We start from the raw sequence: 18,650 nt of genomic DNA, 5'->3' as shown, positions 1-18,650 counted from the left end.
GATGCCGGGCGTCCCTTCTCCGGGCTACCCCTCATCCTGACGGTCGGGGATCTCTCGCCCGCCGGCATCGTGTCGGCCCGTGGCGTCCCCGCCGCACGGAACGCCCTCGCCCGCCACTCCACGGCCCGGTGCCGGCACAACGCTCAACTCGCCCTGGCGGCCTGTGGCCCCGATAAAGCACGAAGGGCGGTGCGGGAGGCCTGCTGAGCGGGTCCGGCGCTCGATTCCCGGACCGACTCGGGTGAGTGTCGCGCGGAGCCGGTTTTCGCATTCGGGTTTCGGGCCGGCCGAATCGAAGCATGCTCCCCGTGCCTGATCGATGCGGGGCGCGGCTACTCGTGAAGCGGGAAGGTGACCATGTCGGGACGAATCTTCCATGGTGAGGCCAGGCTGGTGGGCCGGGAAGCGGAGTTGGGCACGCTGGTGTCCGGGCTGGACAAGGCCGCACAAGGGTCGGCACGCATGATCCTGATGCGGGGGCCTGCGGGGTCCGGCAAGACCGCCCTGCTGGACGCCCTGGAGCGGTACGCCCGGTGCGCCGGAGCGACGATTCTGCGCGGCTCCTGCTCGCCCGCCGGGGCCCGGCTGCCTTGGCATGCCGCGGAAAGCCTGTTCGGCAGGGCGCCACTCCATGACGAGTACGCCACCGTGCCGCTGTCACACCGGTTGCTCCGGCGCGTCATAGCGGCGACCGCGTCAGGACCGGTGGTCGTCATGCTCGACGACACGCAGTGGTGCGACGAGGAGTCGTTGGTATGGCTGGACTTCCTGATGAACCGCGGGTACTACCTTCCGCTGCTCGTCCTGCTCGCCCAGCGCCGTTCCGGCCCGCCGAACTGGCGACGGGCGATTCCCGGTGTCGCCGCGCGCGGGCACCGCACCATCGACCTCGGGCCGCTGTTCGAGGAGGACGCGGGAGAGATGGCCCGGTGGTGGTGGGACGCCGTACCGGAGGAGCCGTTCGTCCGCGCGTGCAACAGCGTTTGCCGTGGCAATCCGTCGCTTCTCGCGCGGTTGTTCGCACGCCTGAGCGAGGAGGGGGTGTCGCCTGATGCCCGGGGCGCGCTCCGGGCCGGTGAGCTCGGCGCCGAACTCTTCGCCGGGCAGTTGCTCGCGACGCTCGACCGGCAGCCCGAGTACGTGCGCAAGGTCGTGGAGGCCCTCGCCGTGCTGGGGCAGGCCGACGCGGAACTGGTGGGCATGCTGTCCGGGGCCTCGGAGCCGCTGGTAGCCGCCGTGATCGACATCCTGCGCGACGAGGAGATCATCGACGCCGACCTGGCGGAGTTGAACGACGATCATGTACGCACCATGGTGCTGAGCGGCATGCCGGCCACCACGCTCGATCGGTGGCGGGAGCTGGCCGCCCGGCTGCTCAACGACGGCGGCCGGCCGGCCGAGGAGATCAGTGCGCAGTTGGTGCTGCTGCCCAGGCTTCCCGAGCCCTGGATGCGGGATGTGCTTCGTGAGGCGGCGCGTCGTGCCGAGCGGGACGGGGCATTGGGGGTGGCGGCGCGCTACCTGGGCCGTATGGTCGTGGCCGATCCCGCCGACATCGACGCGCAGGCCGACTTCGCGCGGCTGATCGGACATGACGATCCGTCGGGAGCGTACGCGATGCTCCGTGGCGGGATCGAGGGGACCGGTGACATGCGGGGGAGGGCGCGCCTCGCGGTCCAGCTGGCCAAGGTCGCGCCGCCCCTCGGCAAGGAGCCGGAGGCGATCTCGATATTGAACGGCATCCTGGCGGAACTCGACGGCGTGGTCGCCGACGAGCATGAGCTGCGGACGCTGGTCGAGTCGGCGCTGCTGCTGATCGGATGGAGCCGCCGGTCCACCGCCAGGGTGATCTCCGAGCGGGCGATGGCGATGCCGATACCGGAGGCGCACGCCGTGAGCGAGCGCGAGCTGCTCGCCGTGCGATCAATGATCTCCGCGATGTCCGGTGCCTCGTCCCAAACCTGCCTGGTGCCGGCCCGCCAGGCACTGAGCGGTGCGGATGAAGCTCCCGGTAGCTGGGCATTCGGCGCCGCCGCGTACGTGCTCTCGCTCGCTGACGAGGTTGAGGAAGCGGTTCAGGCCATGGACCGGGTGATCGCGCGCGGCGCGGAGCACGGGGACGTCTGGGGCCGGGCGATGGCCTTGTCCACGCGGTCGTGGATCCTGAGCGAGGCGGGCGACCTCGACGGGGCCCTGGTGGACGCGACAAGAGCCGTCGAGCTGGCGGACGAGTGGTCGTGGTCGAAAAGCGTCACGGAGCCACGGACGGTCCTGGCGGCGGTGCTCGCCCAGCGAGGCGACCTCGACCAGGCCGCTTTCGTGCTCGGCCAGATGACCTCGCCGGACTTGGAGGAGTCCCTCCTTGACCATCCACGGGTGCTGATGACGAGGTCGTACCTGGCGGAGGCGCGAGGTGACCACGAAGGCGCGCTGTCGTCACTGACCGCCTGTGGCGCGCTGCTTGCCGAGTCCGGTATCAGGAATCCGATATTCGCGCCGTGGTGGCTGGACGCGGCCTGTCTGCTCGCCGAGCTGGGCCGCCGGAACGAGGCGGAGGAGCTCGTCGAGCACGGTGAGCGACTCGCCGCGGCCTGGGGGAACGCATCCGCTCGGGGATTCGCGCTGCTGGCGAGGGGGGCGATCACCGAAGGGAGCGATGGGGTGGAGATGCTCACCGAGACGGTGGAGACGCTGGCGAGCACCCAGGCGCGCTGGTATCTGGTTCGGGCCGAAAGCCTGCTCGGCGAGGCGCTGCTGCGGATGGACGATCGCGAGGGTGCCCGTGGGCATTTCCGCCGGGCCGTGTATCTGTCGGTGCGGTGCGGGTTTCGCGCGCCGGCGGTGAAGGCGCGCGACCGGCTTGTCGCCGCGGGCGGCTGGATGTACCAGGGGGCCGACGGGGTCAAGGATGTGCTGACCATGGGAGAGCGGCGCGTCGCGGAACTCGCGGCGACCGGCGCCACCAACCGAGAGATCGCCCACACCCTGCGCATCGCGGTGCGCACGGTCGAGATCCATCTGACCAGTATCTTCCGCAAGCTGGACGTGAGTGGCCGAACGGACCTGGGGTGGGCGCTGGACGCGCTTGGCAAAGCGGGCCGGATCACGCCGACGGCCGGGTGACATCACGGGCCGGGCCGGCTCGATCGACGCACGATCAGGAGCCGACCGGCAGTGCCGTCGCGCACGGCCCGCCGGTGCACGAAGCGTTCCTACTCGTCACGAGATTCGCTGAACACTGCGCAAATGCCTAGGAATCGACAGAGACAATCAGCAGACCTTCGCGGTGGCAACGACCGCGCGACAAAGCCGCGGGGGTAGGGGATGGCGGTGAGCTCGGAAACATGCTCACCTCCTACCATCGCGCGATCTCGATATCGGTCTCGAACTGATATCGGATGATCTTTCGAGAGCAGGTGAGATCCCCGCGATGTCCCGCAAGAGGCGACAACGGCGAGACGCCGAAGGACCGAAGTACCATCCTCTCGCCTTCGGCGGCTGGGGTGACTACAAGACCTGGGCCGAGCACCAGTTCCTGCCCAAGCCCATCGAGGACAGCGCGGACGATGACGCGCTGGATGTCGACGCCACCGTCGACGCCACCGTCGACGCCACTGTCGACGTCACTGTCGACGCCACCGCCGTCGACGTCACGCAGGAAGGAACGCACGACGATCCACCGGAGCCGTGGTTCGACGGTGGCGATCACCACGGCGCCGGGTTCTCCCCGGATACGGGCCCCGGGCCGGTAACGGGCCAGGGCCTGCCGGGGCCGTATCTCGTGCAGCACCCGCAGGACTCGCTGCCGGTCAAAGCGCGGCCGTACGTGCTCACCGGGGGGCGTACCCGCGGTGATGAGCTGCTGCGCATTGACTCGCTGATCTCGGTGACGCCCGAGGGCGCCTGGAGAGCCGAGGATCCCGCGCTGCCCCAGGAATATCGCTGGCTCTTCGGCATGTGTCAGGAGCCCATGGCCGTGATCGAGATCGCGGGTCGCCTCAGGTTGCCGATCGGGGTGATCCTCGTTCTGATCAGCGACGCGATCGGCTGGAACCTGCTCAGGGCGCACCCTTCCGCAGAGGTCGACGGCCAGCCGTCGGTTGAGTTGATCATGCGTGTGCACGAAGGGCTGCGCCGGCTGCGCTGACGCGAGGCCTTCCCGGGCCGATCGGGTGTCGCGGCGCACGCGCGGAGGGGAGCGCGGGCGTCGGCCGTTCTGGGACGGGCAGCCAGAACTAGGGTTTTCGCGACACCGCTCCTGGTTCACTTGCGGCTCGGACAACGGGCGATTCGCAGGGGTGAGTGATGACATTTCCCACATTGGCCGTGGTGGACCGAGCCGAGCCGAGCCTTGACCACCGTGACCCGACGGTTCGGATGTCACGGTTGCTGGATCCCGACTCACTTGAGATCATCCACCGGCGTGTGGGCGTGGGGGTGGTGGTCGCTTACGGGCGGGTCAACGGTGCGAGGGTGGTGGTCTACTGCACCGACGCCACGCTGAAGGGCGGCGCGATCGGGGTCGACGAGTGCCCGCTGATCGTCAATGCCATTGATCTCGCGATGCACGAACGCTGTCCGGTGATCGGCGTGTGGCACTCCGGTGGCGCGAAGCTCAATGAAGGCGTGTCGGCGATGCACGAGATCGGGGAGATGTTCGCCGCGATGGTCCGTGCCTCGGGTGAGATCCCGCAACTGTCCGTTGTGCTCGGCCCTGCGGCGGGCGGCGCGGCCTACGGTCCGGCGCTGACCGACATCGTGATCATGTCTGATGCCGCCCGCGTCTTCGTCACCGGCCCGGACGTCGTCCGGTCGGTCACCGGAGAGCAGATCGACATGGAGAGCCTGGGCGGGCCGGACGCGCACGGCCGGAAGTCCGGAGTGGCCCACATCTGCACGGAATCCGAGGAGGCGGCCTTCGCCCGCGCCCGCCAGATCGTCACGCTGCTGGCGAAGCCGGGATTCGTCGACGTGGATTCGGTGCGCGAGGAAAGGCCGCTGCGCCACCTGCTCCCCGACTCGCCCCGGCGCGCTTACGATGTGCGCCCGCTGGTCAAGGCGATTCTGGACGAGGAGAACGGGGAGTCGGGATTCGTCGAGTTGCAGCCCAGGTGGGCGCCGAACATGGTGACCGGGTTCGGCAGGCTCGCCGGACGGACGGTAGGGGTGATCGCGAACAACCCGCTGCGCAAGGGCGGTTGCCTCGACTCGCTGTCTTCGGATAAGACATCCAGGTTCGTCCGGATGTGCGACTCGTTCGGCGTGCCCCTGCTCGTGCTGGTCGACGTCCCCGGTTACCTGCCCGGTGTCGGGCAGGAGTGGGAGGGCGTGGTCCGCCGAGGCGCGAAGCTGCTGCACGCGTTCGCCGAGGCCAGCGTTCCGCGGATCACGCTGGTCACGCGCAAGTCCTACGGTGGCGCCTACATCGCGATGAACTCCCGGTCTCTCGGCGCCACCGCCGTACTCGCGTGGCCGGAGGCCGAGGTGGCGATCATGGGGGCGAAGGCGGCGGTGGAGATCCTGCACCGCAAGAAGCTCGCCGCCGCGGCACAGGACGAGCGCGAGGAACTGCTGTCCCGCCTGGCCGCGGAGCACGAAAGGATCGCGGGGGGCGTGGCCAGGGCGGTGAGCATCGGCGTCGTCGACGAGGTGATCGACCCGGCGTGGACCCGGCTGCGGCTCGGCGAGGCGCTGGCCGCCGCTCCGGCGCGCCGAGGCCGCCACACCAACATCCCGTTGTGAGCAGGCCGTCGGCACCCTCTCGTGATGACGGAGTTCTTCGTGTCTCGGTGATCCGGTCCCACACCCGCTTTCCGAGTGAAGTCGCAGTATCGGACGGTAGCCGAGCAGCTGGTGGTAAGCGGCCGTTCAACGGATCATCAGCTTCATGCCGCATCCGCCGGCACGGCGACAGAAGCGGCCAGAAGGGGGATCACAGGTAAATAAAGGTAATCACAGGCAAACCAACGCCAAACGCTTGCAAACAAACATGGAGATGACTAGGGTCTGCTCAATAGGCGATTGAGGTGCTTGAGCTCAGGCGCATGCATCGTCGATTTGAGGTGCGAATGCCCAGCGGAACTGGACACAGAGTCGGAACCGGGGCCACGACCGGGCCGGTCGGGCCGAGGGGCGCGATCCTTCTGCCCGCCCGTGGCGCCGATGCGGTCGTGGCCGAGCTCTCCAATCTTGGTGGCGGCGTTGATCACCGGCGGCCTTCGGGCCGTTCCTGTGTCACGGCGGACTCCGGCGGGAGGGCCGAAGCGGCCTCGTCGACCACGGGCGAGCCGGTGTCGAGCACATGGCGGCCGCCCCCCAGGTGGTCGGTGAGCGTCCCGGAGCCGGGCGCCCGCTGGAGGGACGCCGCACCGGAGTTCCTGGCCGAGCGGGAGGGGCAGATACGCCGGCTGGGCAGGCAGGTGACCGAGCTTCAGTTCGGCCGGTCGAGCATGGTCACCGTGCTCGGAGAGACAGGTACGGGAAGGAGCGCCCTGCTCAGGGCGGCTGTCGCACGCGCCCGGGAGGCCGGATTACTGGCCGTCCTCGCCCGCTGCTCGCCCGCTGAGGCCGATCTCCGCTACGGCGTCGTCTCGCAGATCACCTCCGGGCTGGCCGGCACCGGATATCTGGCCTTCGCGCGGCGGTTGTGGGTGGAAGACCAGCCGGCCGAGACCTTGATCCCGGCGCTGTGCGGGGAGTTCGTGGCGCCGAGGCCCGGAAACGCTGGAGTACACCCGATGGGGCTCGATCGACATGACCTCCGAGCAGGTCGAGGCGTTCGCCGCGCAGGGCGTGACCCGCCTCGTCGTCAACCCCACCGCCACCGAAGCGGACCGGCAACGCGATGAGCTGTCCGCCTTCGCCCAGCGCTTCGCCCTCCTCGACAGCAGTACGGCGCGGACCCGCACATGACGTCGGTGTGGATGGTGTCGATCGGCGCGGAGGTGCGAGGGCGCGCCGCACCTGGAACCCCACCGGGCCCGCGCCAGGACGGCCGGCTACCGCGGTCGTACCGTCCGGAAGAACTGCCGGATGTCCGAGACCAGCAGGTCCGGGGCCTGGAGTGAGGCGAAGTGGCCGCCTCGGGAGTGCCGCGACCAGTGGGTGATCGTGTTCGACAACTCCGCCAGCCCGCGGATCGCCCGGTCGCCGGGGAAGTTCGCCACACCCGTCGGGACCGGTGCGGGCTCGGGACGTGGGCCCCACGACTCCGGTCCGGCCTCACGGTAGAGCCGAGCCGCTGATCCCGTGGTCGCGGTCAGCCAGAAGATCGTGACGTCGGTCAGGATGACGTCGCGGTCGACGGGGGTCTGCTCGGTCCGGGCGGGGTCCCAGTCCACGAACCATTCCAGGTTCCACGCGAGCTGACCGGCCGGGGAGTCGTTGAGCGCGTACGCCAGGGTCTGCGGCCGGTTGGCCATCTGGGTGGCGTAGCCGGAGCGGCCGTACCACCACCCCTGGTTCTGCCCGGCCTGCTCCCGGTCCGCCGCGGAGAGCGCGTCCAGCTCGCTGGGATCGACCGGTGTCGCGGCGTTGGCCAGCGCGTTGACATGGACGCCGATGACATGCTCCCGGTCCGCCCGGCCGATCGCCGGGGAGATGATGCTGCCGTAGTCGCCGCCCTGGGTGCCGTAGCGGTGGTATCCCAGCCGTCGCATCAGCTCGGCCCAGGCCCGCGCGGTGCGGTTGATCCCCCAGCCGGTCTCCCGCGTCGGCCCGGAGAACGCGAAACCCGGCAGTGACGGGACCACGACGTGGAAGGCGTCCGCCGGGTCCCCGCCGTGTGACCGCGGGTCGGTCAGCGGCCCGAGGATGTCCAGGAAGTCGTACACCGTGCTCGGCCACCCGTGAGTGATGATCAGCGGAGTGGCGTCCGGCTCGGGCGAGCGTACGTGCAGGAAATGGATGTTCTGCCCGTCGATCTCCGTGGTGAACTGCGGGACCTTGTTGAGGCGGTCCTCGTGCTCCCGCCAGTCGTAGCCGGTGCGCCAGTGCTCGACCAGCTCGATGAGGTGGTCCTTGTTCACCCCGTAGGACCAGCCGACGCCGGGCAGTTCGTCCGGCCAGCGGGTACGGGTCAGCCGGTCCCGCAGGTCATCGAGTTCTGCCTGCGGGATATCGATGCGGAAGGGGGTTTCTGTGCTCATGCCGCCCACCCTCCGCCCTGTATAGGACAGCTCCGTTCCTACACAGGAGCGATAGTGGACGAATGTTGGAAACACCCGCCCGACTGCTGCGGCTGCTGTCGTTGCTGCAGACGCATCGCGACTGGTCCGGCACGGAACTCGCCGAGCGGCTGGGAGTCACCACCAGGACGGTACGGCGCGACGTCGACAGGCTCCGTGAGCTGGGGTATTCGATCCACGCCTCGATGGGCCCGGTCGGCGGCTACCGGCTTGGAGCCGGCGCTTCGCTGCCCCCGCTGTTGCTGGACGACGAGGAGGCGGTGGCGGTCACGGTCGGGCTGCACAGTGTGGCGGGGATCGAGGAGGCTTCGCTGCGCGCCCTGACCAAGGTCGAGCAGATGCTGCCGTCCCGGTTGCGGCACCGGGTCACCGCGCTGAGAAGCGCGGTGGTCGCGATGCCGTCCAAGGGCGGGCCCACCGTGCAGGCGGCGGTGCTCACCGCGATCTCGGCCGCGATCCGAGCCGCCGAGGTGCTGCGTTTCGACTACGTCAGCCACCACGGGGCCGAGTCCCGCCGCGACGTCGAGCCACATCGCCTCGTCTGCTGGGGGCGGAAGTGGTACCTGGTCGGCTGGGACGTCGAACGGAAGGACTGGCGCACCTTCCGGGTCGACCGGATGTCCCTGCGAACGCCCAACGGTCCCCGGTTCGCCCACCGTGAACCACCCGACGGTGACGTGGCGGCCTACCTGTGCAGAACGATGGGCTTCGAGATGTGGCCGCTCCGCGCCCGGTTGCGGGTGCACGCCCCCGCACCGGACATCGCCGGACGCGTCAGCGGAATCGTGACCCCCCTCGACGACCACACCTGCCTACTGGAAATCGCCTCGGACTCGTTCGACCTCGTCGTGTTCACGGTGGGCATGCTCGACGTCGACTTCGAGGTCGAGTCACCCCCGGAACTCGCCCGGCACCTCCGCAAACTGTCCACCCGCCTCGCCAACGCGGCCGTGACACCACCACACCGCCGCGTGGACGACCGGTGAACGGACCGCGACGCCCCGTTCGGGTGCGCGGTCGGCGGTTCTCGTCGACAGCGGTCACTCGCGGCCGGGGCGTCCCAATGATCTACAAGTCGTTCTCCAGTGTCGGCCTCTAGCCTCATCCGCGGTCCTCCTGAGCCGGAGCGGCTCGGCGCGGTGCAGGCCCTCGAACGGGATTGCCACGGCGGCCCTTGAACGAGATGAGAAGGAGGCGGTGGACATGAGCATCGTGCCATTGTTTGGAATCGTGTTCGGAGCGGTGTTCGCCGGGATCGGCGCCCGTGTGCTCACTGTCGGGCAGCGGCTGCGGCGGCACGGGGTGCGGGTGCCGGGCGTCGTCGTGGGACTGCGCTGGTCCAGCAGCAACGGCAACGACAGCGGCGTGTACTACCCCACGCTGCAGTTCCAGACGGTGCAGGGCCCCGTGGTGGAGACCGAGTCGGATCTGGGCTCCAACCCGTCGCCGGTCCGTCCGGGCCAGCAGGTCATGGTGGTCTACGACCCCGAGCGACCCCAGCGCGCCCGTCTGGACAGTGTGGGCGGCAGGGGCGTGCTCCACAGCGTGCTGTTCCTGACCGTCGGGGCGGTCATCCTGGTGGTCTCCCTGGTCGCCGCGGTCAGCTCCTGGTTGTGAGGACGGGGGCGGACTCGCGCGGCTGCCAGGTCCCGTCCCCGCTCGTAAGCCGAAGGCCCGGCCAGAAACGAGGTTTCCAGCCGAGCCTTCGCCGTACGCAGGGGGGCAGACAAGATAAGGCCCAAAGGGGCAACGGGCTGGTCAGAGCCCTGATCGGTAGCGGGCTTTCAGCTCCCAGGAATGGACATTCCCGTACATTACCGACTGATAGCCGAGGACCCTCTTACGCCGGGCCCGCCGGGCGTGGAGCGTCGCCACTTGGGCGGGACCCTGTAAGACCTTCACTGGCGCTGAACCCGCCGCGGTCCGCGGAGCAAGTTAGTAGATAAACCGGAGTTATCGATCCGAGGGCGGATCGCCCCTCCACCGCCGCCGGACCCGCCGGGTGCGGAGCGTCAACCGGGCCACGCCGCCGGGCGCCAGGGCCGGCGTCGGCGGGCGGGGCCAGGAGGACGAGAAGCCCCCGCGCGGCGACGGCCTGGGCCGAATCGATCCTGCGGCGCCACGCGAGGTCGCCCGACGCCGCAGGTGGCTCGTCATTGACGATGGGTCATGTCACGGTGAACATGAGTACGCCCGTCAGGGCGGTGTAGCCGTCGTTGTGGAGGTACCAGGCCGCGTAGGTTCCCGGGCCGGGCAGGGCGGTGGTGGGAATGGCGAGGGTGCCGTCGGCCCCAGGGGCATATCCCCAGGCGAGGGCTTCCACCTCCGAGGGCTTCTTGTCGACCGGATACAGGCCGATCCAGTTCTTGGCGCTGACGGTGCCGGCCGGGGTGGAGTAGTGGACGGTGAAGTTCGTCCCCTTGGCGACGGACTTGGTGGTGCTGGTCAGGGTGCTCACGGGCGCCGGTGCGGCGGGCGTGAGGGCGGGGGCGTCGGAGGGGAGGTTGTAGTAGGCGGCCAGGCGGCCCACGATGGTCTCGGCGTAGGGGACAAGGCTGGCGAAGTGTGTGGCCAGAGCAGTTTTGGCTGCCCTGCTCAACGCGTTGAAGTCGCCGGTGGCGCTGGTCAGGTAGGGCTGCAGGCGGTGGATGAGCCCATAATCGCTGGTGATGCCGAGGGCGCCCATGGCTTGGGCCAGGGACGGGGTGGTGGTGGCGGTGTCCAGGACGCGGCTGACGAAGGTGACGCGGTGCATGATGCGCCAGCAGGGGGGTTTGCGGTCGGATTGCTGGGCGCGCTTGAGCGCCAGCGCGTTGGGGTCTTTGCCGCGGTCCAGCCATTCGGGGTCGATGACCTTGCCGTAGAAGTCCTCGAAGTTGTCGGTGGTGGTGTCGAGGTAGAGGGTCATGAAGCGGTAGGCGTCGACGCGGCCGGGCACCAGGATCGGTTTGCCGTCGGCGTCGAACACCGGGGTGTCGCCGTTGTGTTTTTGTAGCTGGTTGCCGGGGGCGCAGGTGACGTCCAGGCTGAAGGTCCGGGTGGCGTCCTTGGATTTGCTGCGGGTGACGCTGTAGCCGGTGGTCGTGGTGGACTCGAAGCCGAACTTGGCGCCGACGTTGCCGATCGCGAAGCCCCCGACTTCGCTCCAGCCGATGGCGGCGGTGAAGGTGAAGGAGCCGGCCGTGGTCTCGGTGACCTGGTCGGTGGTGCCGGTGGTCTCGGCGAAGAAGCCGCCGGCGGCTGTCCACACGTAGGTGTTGACGATGTTGCGGCGTGAGGCGGCCCGGGTGGCCGCGCGTCCGGCCTCGGGGTTGCCGCCCTGGGCGATTTCGGCGCCGGTGCCGCCCATCATGCCGTTCAGTACCTTGGCCGCCTGGCCGTGGGTGGGGTCGGGGACGTGGGTCTCGGTGGACACCGATTCGTAGAAACCCTGCAGTTGCTGCTGTTCGCGCTGGATCCGCTTCTTAATCCGGTAGGCCTCCACCGGCCGGTAGTAGCTGAACTCGCCGCGCTCCCCCTGGCCCGCCTTGGGGAAGTGCGGGTCGGGGAAGGCGCGCAGTCCTGGGGCCGTCTCGTGCTTGGCGTAGCCGACGACGCCGTCCAGGGTGCCCTGCTTGGTGTAGCGGGGGTTGATCGGGAAGGGGATCAGGTTCCAGTCGCGGGGGATGTCGGGGCTGGGCAGCATCCGGTAGGCGACCAGGGCGCCGCTGTGGACCAGGCGCAGCGCGTACAGGTCGGCGGTCTCGGACTGCACCACGGCGAATCCGGTGTTGGCCGGCACCCAGCGTCGCCCGGCGGTGGGGTTGACCTGCTTGGTCGGGTCGGGGTCCTCCCAGCCGCCGGTGACCTCCACCTTGCTGGTACGGGTGGTGTTGGTGCCTTGGGACACCTTGGTCTCGTTGCTCCAGGTGTTGGCGTACTTGAGTTCGACGTTGAGCCCGAGATCCAAGGTGGCTTCGGCCAGGGGTTGCGCCGTACCGGCGCCCAGGGGGGCGGCGACGGTCCAGATGCTCTGGGCGGTCGCTATCTCGAATTTCACCTTCGCGGACGTGTCGATGCTGTTGTTCTTGTTCGACGACAGGGCGTTGACGACGTTGTCGGCCTGGACGAAGGCGACCGAGGAGGCGCCCTTGTAGTCGTCGGCGGTGCCGGCGATGAGGTTCTCCGACGGGATCGGCGGGGCGCCTTCGATGTAGCCGATCAGTTGCGGGTCGAACTGGGCCTGGCCCACCCAGGTGGTGGTCAGCTCACCGACCTTGTACCCGGTGTTGAGCACCCACGATTTGTCGGCCTGCAGGTAGGTGTAGGCCCGTTTCAGCACCCCGATGAGCGAATCGTCGGTGAGGCGCTGGATGTCGCCGTACTCGGTGGCGGCCGGGGTGGCTGCGATCAAGGTGTGGAAGGCGGTGCGGATGCCGGTCAGCGCGGAGCGGACCTGGGCGGTGTCGGTGGAGATCGGCGCGGTGGACAGCACGATCTTGGGGGGCGGACTCGACTGGGTCAGGTGATGGCCGCTCAGGCCGGCGTCCTTCACCGCCACCCCGGCCACGGTGTCATCGGCATCGAAGGGGTAGTAGGCCAGCAGGTCCTGGCGGTCGCCGCGGACGCGGCCGAACATGTTGTCCAGGATCTGCTCCTGGGTGCGGGCGGTGCGCCACGCCCGGATCTCGTCCAGATCACCGGTGAACCCGTCGGCCACCACCGAGCGCGGGGAGGTGGGCCGCACCACGCTCGACGTCGTCGAGATCGTCTTCCCCGAGGGGACGGGGCTGCCGTTGCGGTAGAAGGTGAACCGGTTCCCGTCGGGGTCGGGGGTGCGGACGCGGGTCACCGCGTGCAGCGTGGCCGGGTAGGAGCCGCACAGGTCCTGGGTCTGGGAGCCCTTGCTCTCAGGGAAGGTCCACCACGCGGTCAGGCCGGAGGCCTTGGCGGTGATCGGCACGCCGATCTGGTCGCCGTTCCTGACGACGGTCCAGATCCGCACCTCCGACAGCGCGCCCTTCAGACCGGAGGCCGTCTTGCCCACCATCATCCGGCCCAGCTCGGCCGGCGCGTCGTTGCCCACGGGCTTGGCGCCGCCGTACCACTGCGAGTCGCCGACCTTCTTGCCGTTGATGAAGAAGCAGATCTCCACCTCGGTCGTGGTACCCGTCGGGTTCTTGCGGGTGACGGCGACCTTGTTGAAAGTGCCCGCCGTCAGGGCCGTCGTCGACTTGTAGACCTTCGCCGCATCCGAGCCGGAGCCGGGTTCGAAGGTGAAGGCGAGGCGACCGTCGGTGTCCACATACAGGCAGTAGGGGACGGCGGTGTGGTTGCCGGCGCCGAACGTGCCCTTGCCGACCAGTCCCTGCTTGGCGCCGATGGAGTCGAGTTTGACGAACGCCTCGATGGTCAGGTCGTCCACGAGGTCCAGGCCACCCGCGCCGCCGGCGTTCAGGTGGCCGGTGCCGTCCATCTGGATCGCCCAGTCCTGTTCAAACGACACCGCCAGATGCGCCCATTCGGCCAGGGGGAACACTTCGGAGCTGCGGAAGGCCTGATTGTTGATGTTCGCGTTGATGACGTAGCCGGACTCCCCGTTGGTCCGGGTGCCGTGCTCCACACCCAGCGCGTACCAGGTGTCGCCGACATCGGTGTGCAGGATGGTGTCCAAGCCGTCGACGAACGTCGGCTTGGCCCAGGCCTCAAGCGTCAGGTTCCCGGCCGCGGCCAGGGCGGATATGTTCGCCGTACTCGTCAGTTCCAGACGGTGCTTTTGGGCGGCGTCGAAGGAGAACGCCCGTCCCGGCGCGTCACCGTGCCAGCGGGGCCCCAGCGGTTCGCTGAGATTGGACGCGGTTCCCGCGGGCACCGACGCGGTGAGGGACCCGGCGTAGGCGCTGATGAGCAGCGAGCCGTGAGCCGGCGACATGCCGACCACGTTGCACGAGGCCAGCGTGTAATCGTAGGCCGCGATGCGGACCTTGGCGCCCGTGCCGGCGGTGAGGTTGCCGGTGGTGAGGGTGATCTGCGCCGACCCCGACTGCCCGCCTGCGACGGTGCGGCTGTCCCCGCCCACCGTGATGACCGAGCCCGCCGTCAGCGTGGTCGTCAGCGGCTCGGCCAGCGTCACGGTCTTGTCCTGGACCGACAAGACCGTCCCCAGGTCCGATCCTCGTGCCGAGCCGTTCAGCACCGCGGCCAGGAGGTCGGCCCGGTCGGGTACCGAGGGAAACGTCTCGACCGTCGTACCCCGGCTCACCTCCACCTTGCACATGCCGGTCCCGGTCGCGGTCACCTTCACGTCGAAGTCGGCCAGTTTCATCGCCACATCGCGGCCGGACAGGCGCAACGTGCCGCCCGTCACGGCGATCTCCTTGACAGCGGGGGAAATGGTGGTCGCGTAGTAGACGGCGAAGAACTGGCCCTCCCCGCCACGGAAGTACAGCGCCACCTCACCGGTGGAGCTGTCCAGCAGCGCGGGGGCGTGACTCGTCCAGGCGACCGACAACAGGGCACCCAGCACGGTCAGGCCCGAGCGGTCGATGCACACCTTGGGCATCGCCAAGACCGCCTCGGCCGCACCGAGCAGCGCCCCGGTCATCGTGGCCTGCGCGTTGAGAGCCGTCTCCAAGGCCGCCTTGTCCGCACCGAGTCGCTTCTGGGCCTCGACCTGGCGATCAGCTTCCGGATTCAGGACGGCCGCCTCGGCGAAGAGTCTTCTCTCCCTCTCCCGGTGGCCGCCCCAGTCGCGGGCCGGGCCAACGATGGTCCGGTTGAGCGTGTACAAGCTGATGGCGCCTCCGTCGTACAGCTCGTGATCGATCTGGGCCAACCGCGCCCTGGTGCCCGCGAGCCGCGCAGCGAGCACCTGGTCGTTGTAGAGCTGACCGCGGGCCGTGGTGACGGCCTCCTGGGCGGCCCGCAGCTTGTCGCTGTCCTTGGTGGGGTCGGGCACGCCGATCCAGGTCAGATCGATCACTCCCGGCGCTGTGGCCAGCCTCCCCTCCCGCGACAGTGCGAAGTCCAGGGTCGCGACGTAGGAGCGGCCGGTCGGCTCACCCGTCGGCGGCGGCCCCGAGGTGGCGAAGGCCAGCAGTACCCGCGCCTGCCCCTTCTCCGGCGACGACGTGTGACCGTATCCCGTCACCGCTGGTTGCTGCTGGTAGTACAGGGTCGCGGTCAGACCGCAGACCACCTTGCGCCCGGTGATCGAGAACGACTGGCGGCTCATCCCCGGGCCGTCGAACAACGGTGCGTCCGAATCCGTCCACACCGGACCGGCCTCGAACGTGCCCTCGAACTTGTTGACACCGCGGTCGTGCACCTTGGTGCCCGAGCCCTCGTCGAAGGGAAAGTAGGCATACAGCCCGGCCTCCGTGCCGGCCGGCCGTTGCCCCCGCGCCGAGAAATCACCGCGGGGAAGCGTCCAGATTCGCACCTCGTCGATGTGCCCGTTAAAGGGATCGGCCTGCGCCGGGCCAGAAACGACCCGTTTGCCGACCACGAGCTGGGCGGTGACCTCGACTTTCGCGGCCGTGGCGAGGGTCCCCACGGCCACGCCGTCCAGGAACAGTTGCATCTGCGACCCGTCGAAGACCGCCGCCACATGCGAGTAGACGCCCATCGGCACCGCCGAGGTGGAGGTGAGAGTCTGAGAGCCGTGGCCGAACAGCAGCTTGCCGTCGGCCTTCAGGCTCAGATAGGCCGGGGTGGCCAAGCCGGTCGTGTCGGTGCGGCCCACGATGAGGCCGGTGGTGGTGGCGGTGGCGGGCTTGATCCAGGCCTCCATCGTGTACGGCCCGGCGGTCACCGCCGTGGAGGTCTCCCCCGCGATGACCGGGGCGCTGGCCGTGTTGTCGAATCGCAGCGCGGTGCCTCCCCGGTTCTGCGATGGGCGCACCGGCACCAGCAGTTTCCCGGTGTGGGAGTCGATGCCCGGGGCCCGCTCCAGCACTGAGCTGGCGAATTTGGGGTCGGGACTGGTGTAGAGCTGGGTGCCGGCGACGTTGAACAGCCCTTCGGGACTTTGCTCCAGGTTGTAGCTGTGCAGGAGGCCGGCGTCGTCGGCGGTGAAAATCTGCCAGCGCGAGAACCCCGAGATCGCGGTCGGCAGCGACAACACCGAGAAGATCCCGCCGCTGAGCTTGCCCGCGAACGACAGCTTCATGGTCGGCTCGTAAAACAGCCGCCCCTCCATGTCGCGGGTGCCGAGTGTGTCTCCGCCCGAAGCGGGGGCGATTCGGCTGCGGCTGCGCTGGTAGCGCGCCTCTACGACCGGTTTGAGTTCGGCGCCGACCAGCACGAACCGGTCGCACAGCAACGCGGAGTCGGCTGCGGCGACCTTGGCCCCGCCGACCAGGGTGTAGTCCTTGCGCGTCGAGTCCCCCGACCACAGGCCCCCGCTCGTCTTGTACACCGACCCCGAGTCACCGGCCGCGACCGACTGGCGAAATACCAGGATGTGCCGGCCGTCGGAGAGCACCTGGATGGGGAAGGTAGAGGTCAGCCGAGCCGTCGTCGACAGGAACGGATCATCCTCTCCCGGCAGCAGCTTCTCCGAGAACGACGCCTCCACCGAGCCGCGCCTCTTCACCGTCGGCATGACCGCCGTCAGCGGCGTCTCTGTGCTCACCTCGACCATCTCGGTGGGGAAGGGCAGCAGTCCCGGGTCGCTGTTCCAGTAGGCCGCATCCAGCGCTCCCCGCGCCCGGTCGGCCTGGTCCAGGCTCAGCACGCTGTAGTAGATACGACGGTCGGCCCCCACCGCGAAGGCGACGACCATGCCGTCGTGGCGGACCATTGTCGTGGAGGTGTACTCACGATCCTTGTAGACCTTCACCAGGTTTTTGTCGTGCATGAAGAGAACTCCTCACCATTAACGCTCGAGGAACGCGCGAAGCCATCCGCGCACCACAAACCAAGAGATGGTGCGGCCGGATTGAATGAATGCGTGAACACGCGCACGCGAAAGAATTTGATTTGCCCGCCCGTCAAGGGCGTGCGCGCAACAACGGCTCAAATATCACACGCCGGTACCGTGAGCCGGCGTGTGCGACTCATGCCCGGCGACGCTGTAGAGCTTCTGCCCATTCATCTGGGCAGACAGGCGCCGTCCCCCAGCTTGACTCCCTCTTTCCGTAGGACCGATGTGCATCTTGGGCGACAGCGATGCACTTCCCGCCGATACCGCCAGCCCAACACGAACCATCAACTAAGACATCACATTGCGTGGCAAATAACAACAGACAGCTTGAGTGCGCCGCGCCGATTTTCGGTTCTGCTGCGATTTCCGCATCATTGACTCGTGGTCCTTGCTATTTCAACTGTCGCTAGAAATGTGGCCTGGCCTTTTTTCGCATGGGGCACGGCCGATACCATGCAGGAGAGATGACCGTTTTGATGCAGATTTTCTGGTGATTTCACGGAGGCCCGGTTAGTCCGTAATAAGGGATCATCCACCGGCCGTAATCCGCGCCTCGCCGATACCCGTTCCGCCGACGGGCAGGGCGCCTGCGCACGGCATAACCGTCGAGGCCACCGTGGACCGGCATCGGCGGGCGCCCTGGATCGCGGCGAAGATCCGTGATCCTTCAGGAGGCCGCGGAGGAGCAGCATCGCGAGGACCGTCTTGCCGGAGCCCGGCTCGCCCAGGACGACGAGGCGTCGTGGAAGATCCGCGGGAGAACACTGGGAACGTGAAACCGGGCGGAGGCTCGGTCACCGTGGATGACCCGCGGCGCCTGACACGTCGTCGAGACGAAATCCTCTGGACGGGCCAGGGCGGTTCAGTGTCGCGGCATGCCCAGGGTGACGAGCAGATCTTCGTGAAGCTGGAACCACACGGCGTGGTAGGACGCGAGGCTGTCCGTCACGTAGTCCAGCTCACCGGACCTGGCGCGGGTGAGTGCGTCGGTGAGCCGGGCCTGATATCGCTGGAACCGGAGCATCGCCGCGTACAGATGTGCGCAGACGGCATCGGCGCGCCGGTTGAGGTCCGTGAGTCGGTCCAGGACCCGGGAGTCGTAGGCGGGGTCGGTGTGGTCGTTCAGTATCGCGACACCGTCGACGGATCGCATCTGCCAGGCCGTGCAGAGATCGAGCAGCTCCGGGTTGAGCACGAGAAAACCGTCGTACGCCTCGGTCACCGTAGCTCGGGTGCCCGCCGCGTCCAGCTCGGCGGAGATCCGCTCGGCATCCTCGATACGGCCGGCCTCGGTAAGACTCCACCCACCGAAGTCACCCGGAACATGCGTGACAAGGCCGGCCACCGCGAGATCGATCAGCTCGGATTCGACATCGGGCTCGGGGAGCCCCGCCGCTTCGGACACGCGGGCGAGACCGGCGGACCCGATACAGCGAAGCGTGTGGAGCACCAACAGGTCAACGCTGGTCGAATGGGACAGGCTCGGCACGTCGATATGCTACCCGCCGTCGTGGGAGCCGCGGACCTCACGGTCGACGTCGCCGCTTCCTGCGTACGAG

General features: G+C 68.6%; 9 protein-coding genes and 1 pseudogene. 7 read left to right on the top strand and 3 right to left on the bottom strand.

All coding sequences use genetic code 11. The annotated features are described in order from the left end of the window. The 5 genes and pseudogenes from ABZ260_RS09195 to ABZ260_RS09175 form a co-directional block, all read left to right on the top strand. Nucleotides 1-207, top strand: a pseudogene (locus ABZ260_RS09195) (phosphoenolpyruvate--protein phosphotransferase); the annotation flags it as partial. 150 nt (nucleotides 208-357) lie between these two features. Beyond that, entirely contained in the window at nucleotides 358-3,123 is a 2,766-nt protein-coding gene (locus ABZ260_RS09190; RefSeq protein WP_355614794.1) for a BREX system ATP-binding domain-containing protein, read from the top strand. 307 nt (nucleotides 3,124-3,430) lie between these two features. Then, entirely contained in the window at nucleotides 3,431-4,147 is a 717-nt protein-coding gene (locus tag ABZ260_RS09185; RefSeq protein WP_355614791.1) for a DUF742 domain-containing protein, read from the top strand. A 158-nt stretch (nucleotides 4,148-4,305) separates the two neighbouring features. Beyond that, nucleotides 4,306-5,742 carry a carboxyl transferase domain-containing protein gene (locus ABZ260_RS09180; protein ID WP_355614788.1) on the top strand — a complete coding sequence of 479 codons (1,437 nt, stop codon included), beginning with the start codon at nucleotides 4,306-4,308 and terminating at the stop codon, nucleotides 5,740-5,742. A gap of 1,011 nt (nucleotides 5,743-6,753) precedes the next feature. Further along, complete coding sequence (locus ABZ260_RS09175) at nucleotides 6,754-6,912, top strand: hypothetical protein (RefSeq protein WP_355614785.1); 159 nt, start codon at nucleotides 6,754-6,756, stop codon at nucleotides 6,910-6,912. An 86-nt stretch (nucleotides 6,913-6,998) separates the two neighbouring features. Here ABZ260_RS09175 and ABZ260_RS09170 read toward each other — a convergent pair whose 3' ends face one another. After that, a complete protein-coding gene (locus ABZ260_RS09170; RefSeq protein ID WP_355614782.1) occupies nucleotides 6,999-8,147 on the bottom strand; it encodes an epoxide hydrolase family protein in 1,149 nt (382 codons plus the stop codon). 62 nt (nucleotides 8,148-8,209) lie between these two features. On the opposite strand from ABZ260_RS09170, the gene ABZ260_RS09165 reads away from it, so the two are divergent. Then, nucleotides 8,210-9,172, top strand: a complete 963-nt coding sequence (locus ABZ260_RS09165; RefSeq protein ID WP_355614779.1) for a YafY family protein — start codon at nucleotides 8,210-8,212, stop codon at nucleotides 9,170-9,172. 217 nt (nucleotides 9,173-9,389) lie between these two features. Beyond that, nucleotides 9,390-9,803: a DUF3592 domain-containing protein gene (locus ABZ260_RS09160; protein ID WP_355614776.1), complete on the top strand. Its 414-nt coding sequence runs from the start codon at nucleotides 9,390-9,392 to the stop codon at nucleotides 9,801-9,803. A 550-nt stretch (nucleotides 9,804-10,353) separates the two neighbouring features. On the opposite strand, the gene ABZ260_RS09155 is transcribed toward ABZ260_RS09160, so the two are convergent. Continuing rightward, nucleotides 10,354-17,025: a LamG-like jellyroll fold domain-containing protein gene (locus tag ABZ260_RS09155; protein ID WP_355614773.1), complete on the bottom strand. Its 6,672-nt coding sequence runs from the start codon at nucleotides 17,023-17,025 to the stop codon at nucleotides 10,354-10,356. Nucleotides 17,026-17,953: 928 nt separating this feature from the next. Next, nucleotides 17,954-18,580 (bottom strand): transcriptional regulator, encoded by a 627-nt coding sequence (locus ABZ260_RS09150; protein WP_355614770.1) that lies wholly within the window; start codon nucleotides 18,578-18,580, stop codon nucleotides 17,954-17,956. Nucleotides 18,581-18,650: the final 70 nt, after the last annotated feature.

The organism is Streptosporangium sp. NPDC006013 (genome assembly GCF_040614275.1).
Lineage (GTDB): Bacteria > Actinomycetota > Actinomycetes > Streptosporangiales > Streptosporangiaceae > Streptosporangium.
The sequence above is the reverse complement of the archived record's forward strand: the minus strand, read 5'-3'. Positions and strand labels throughout refer to the sequence as shown.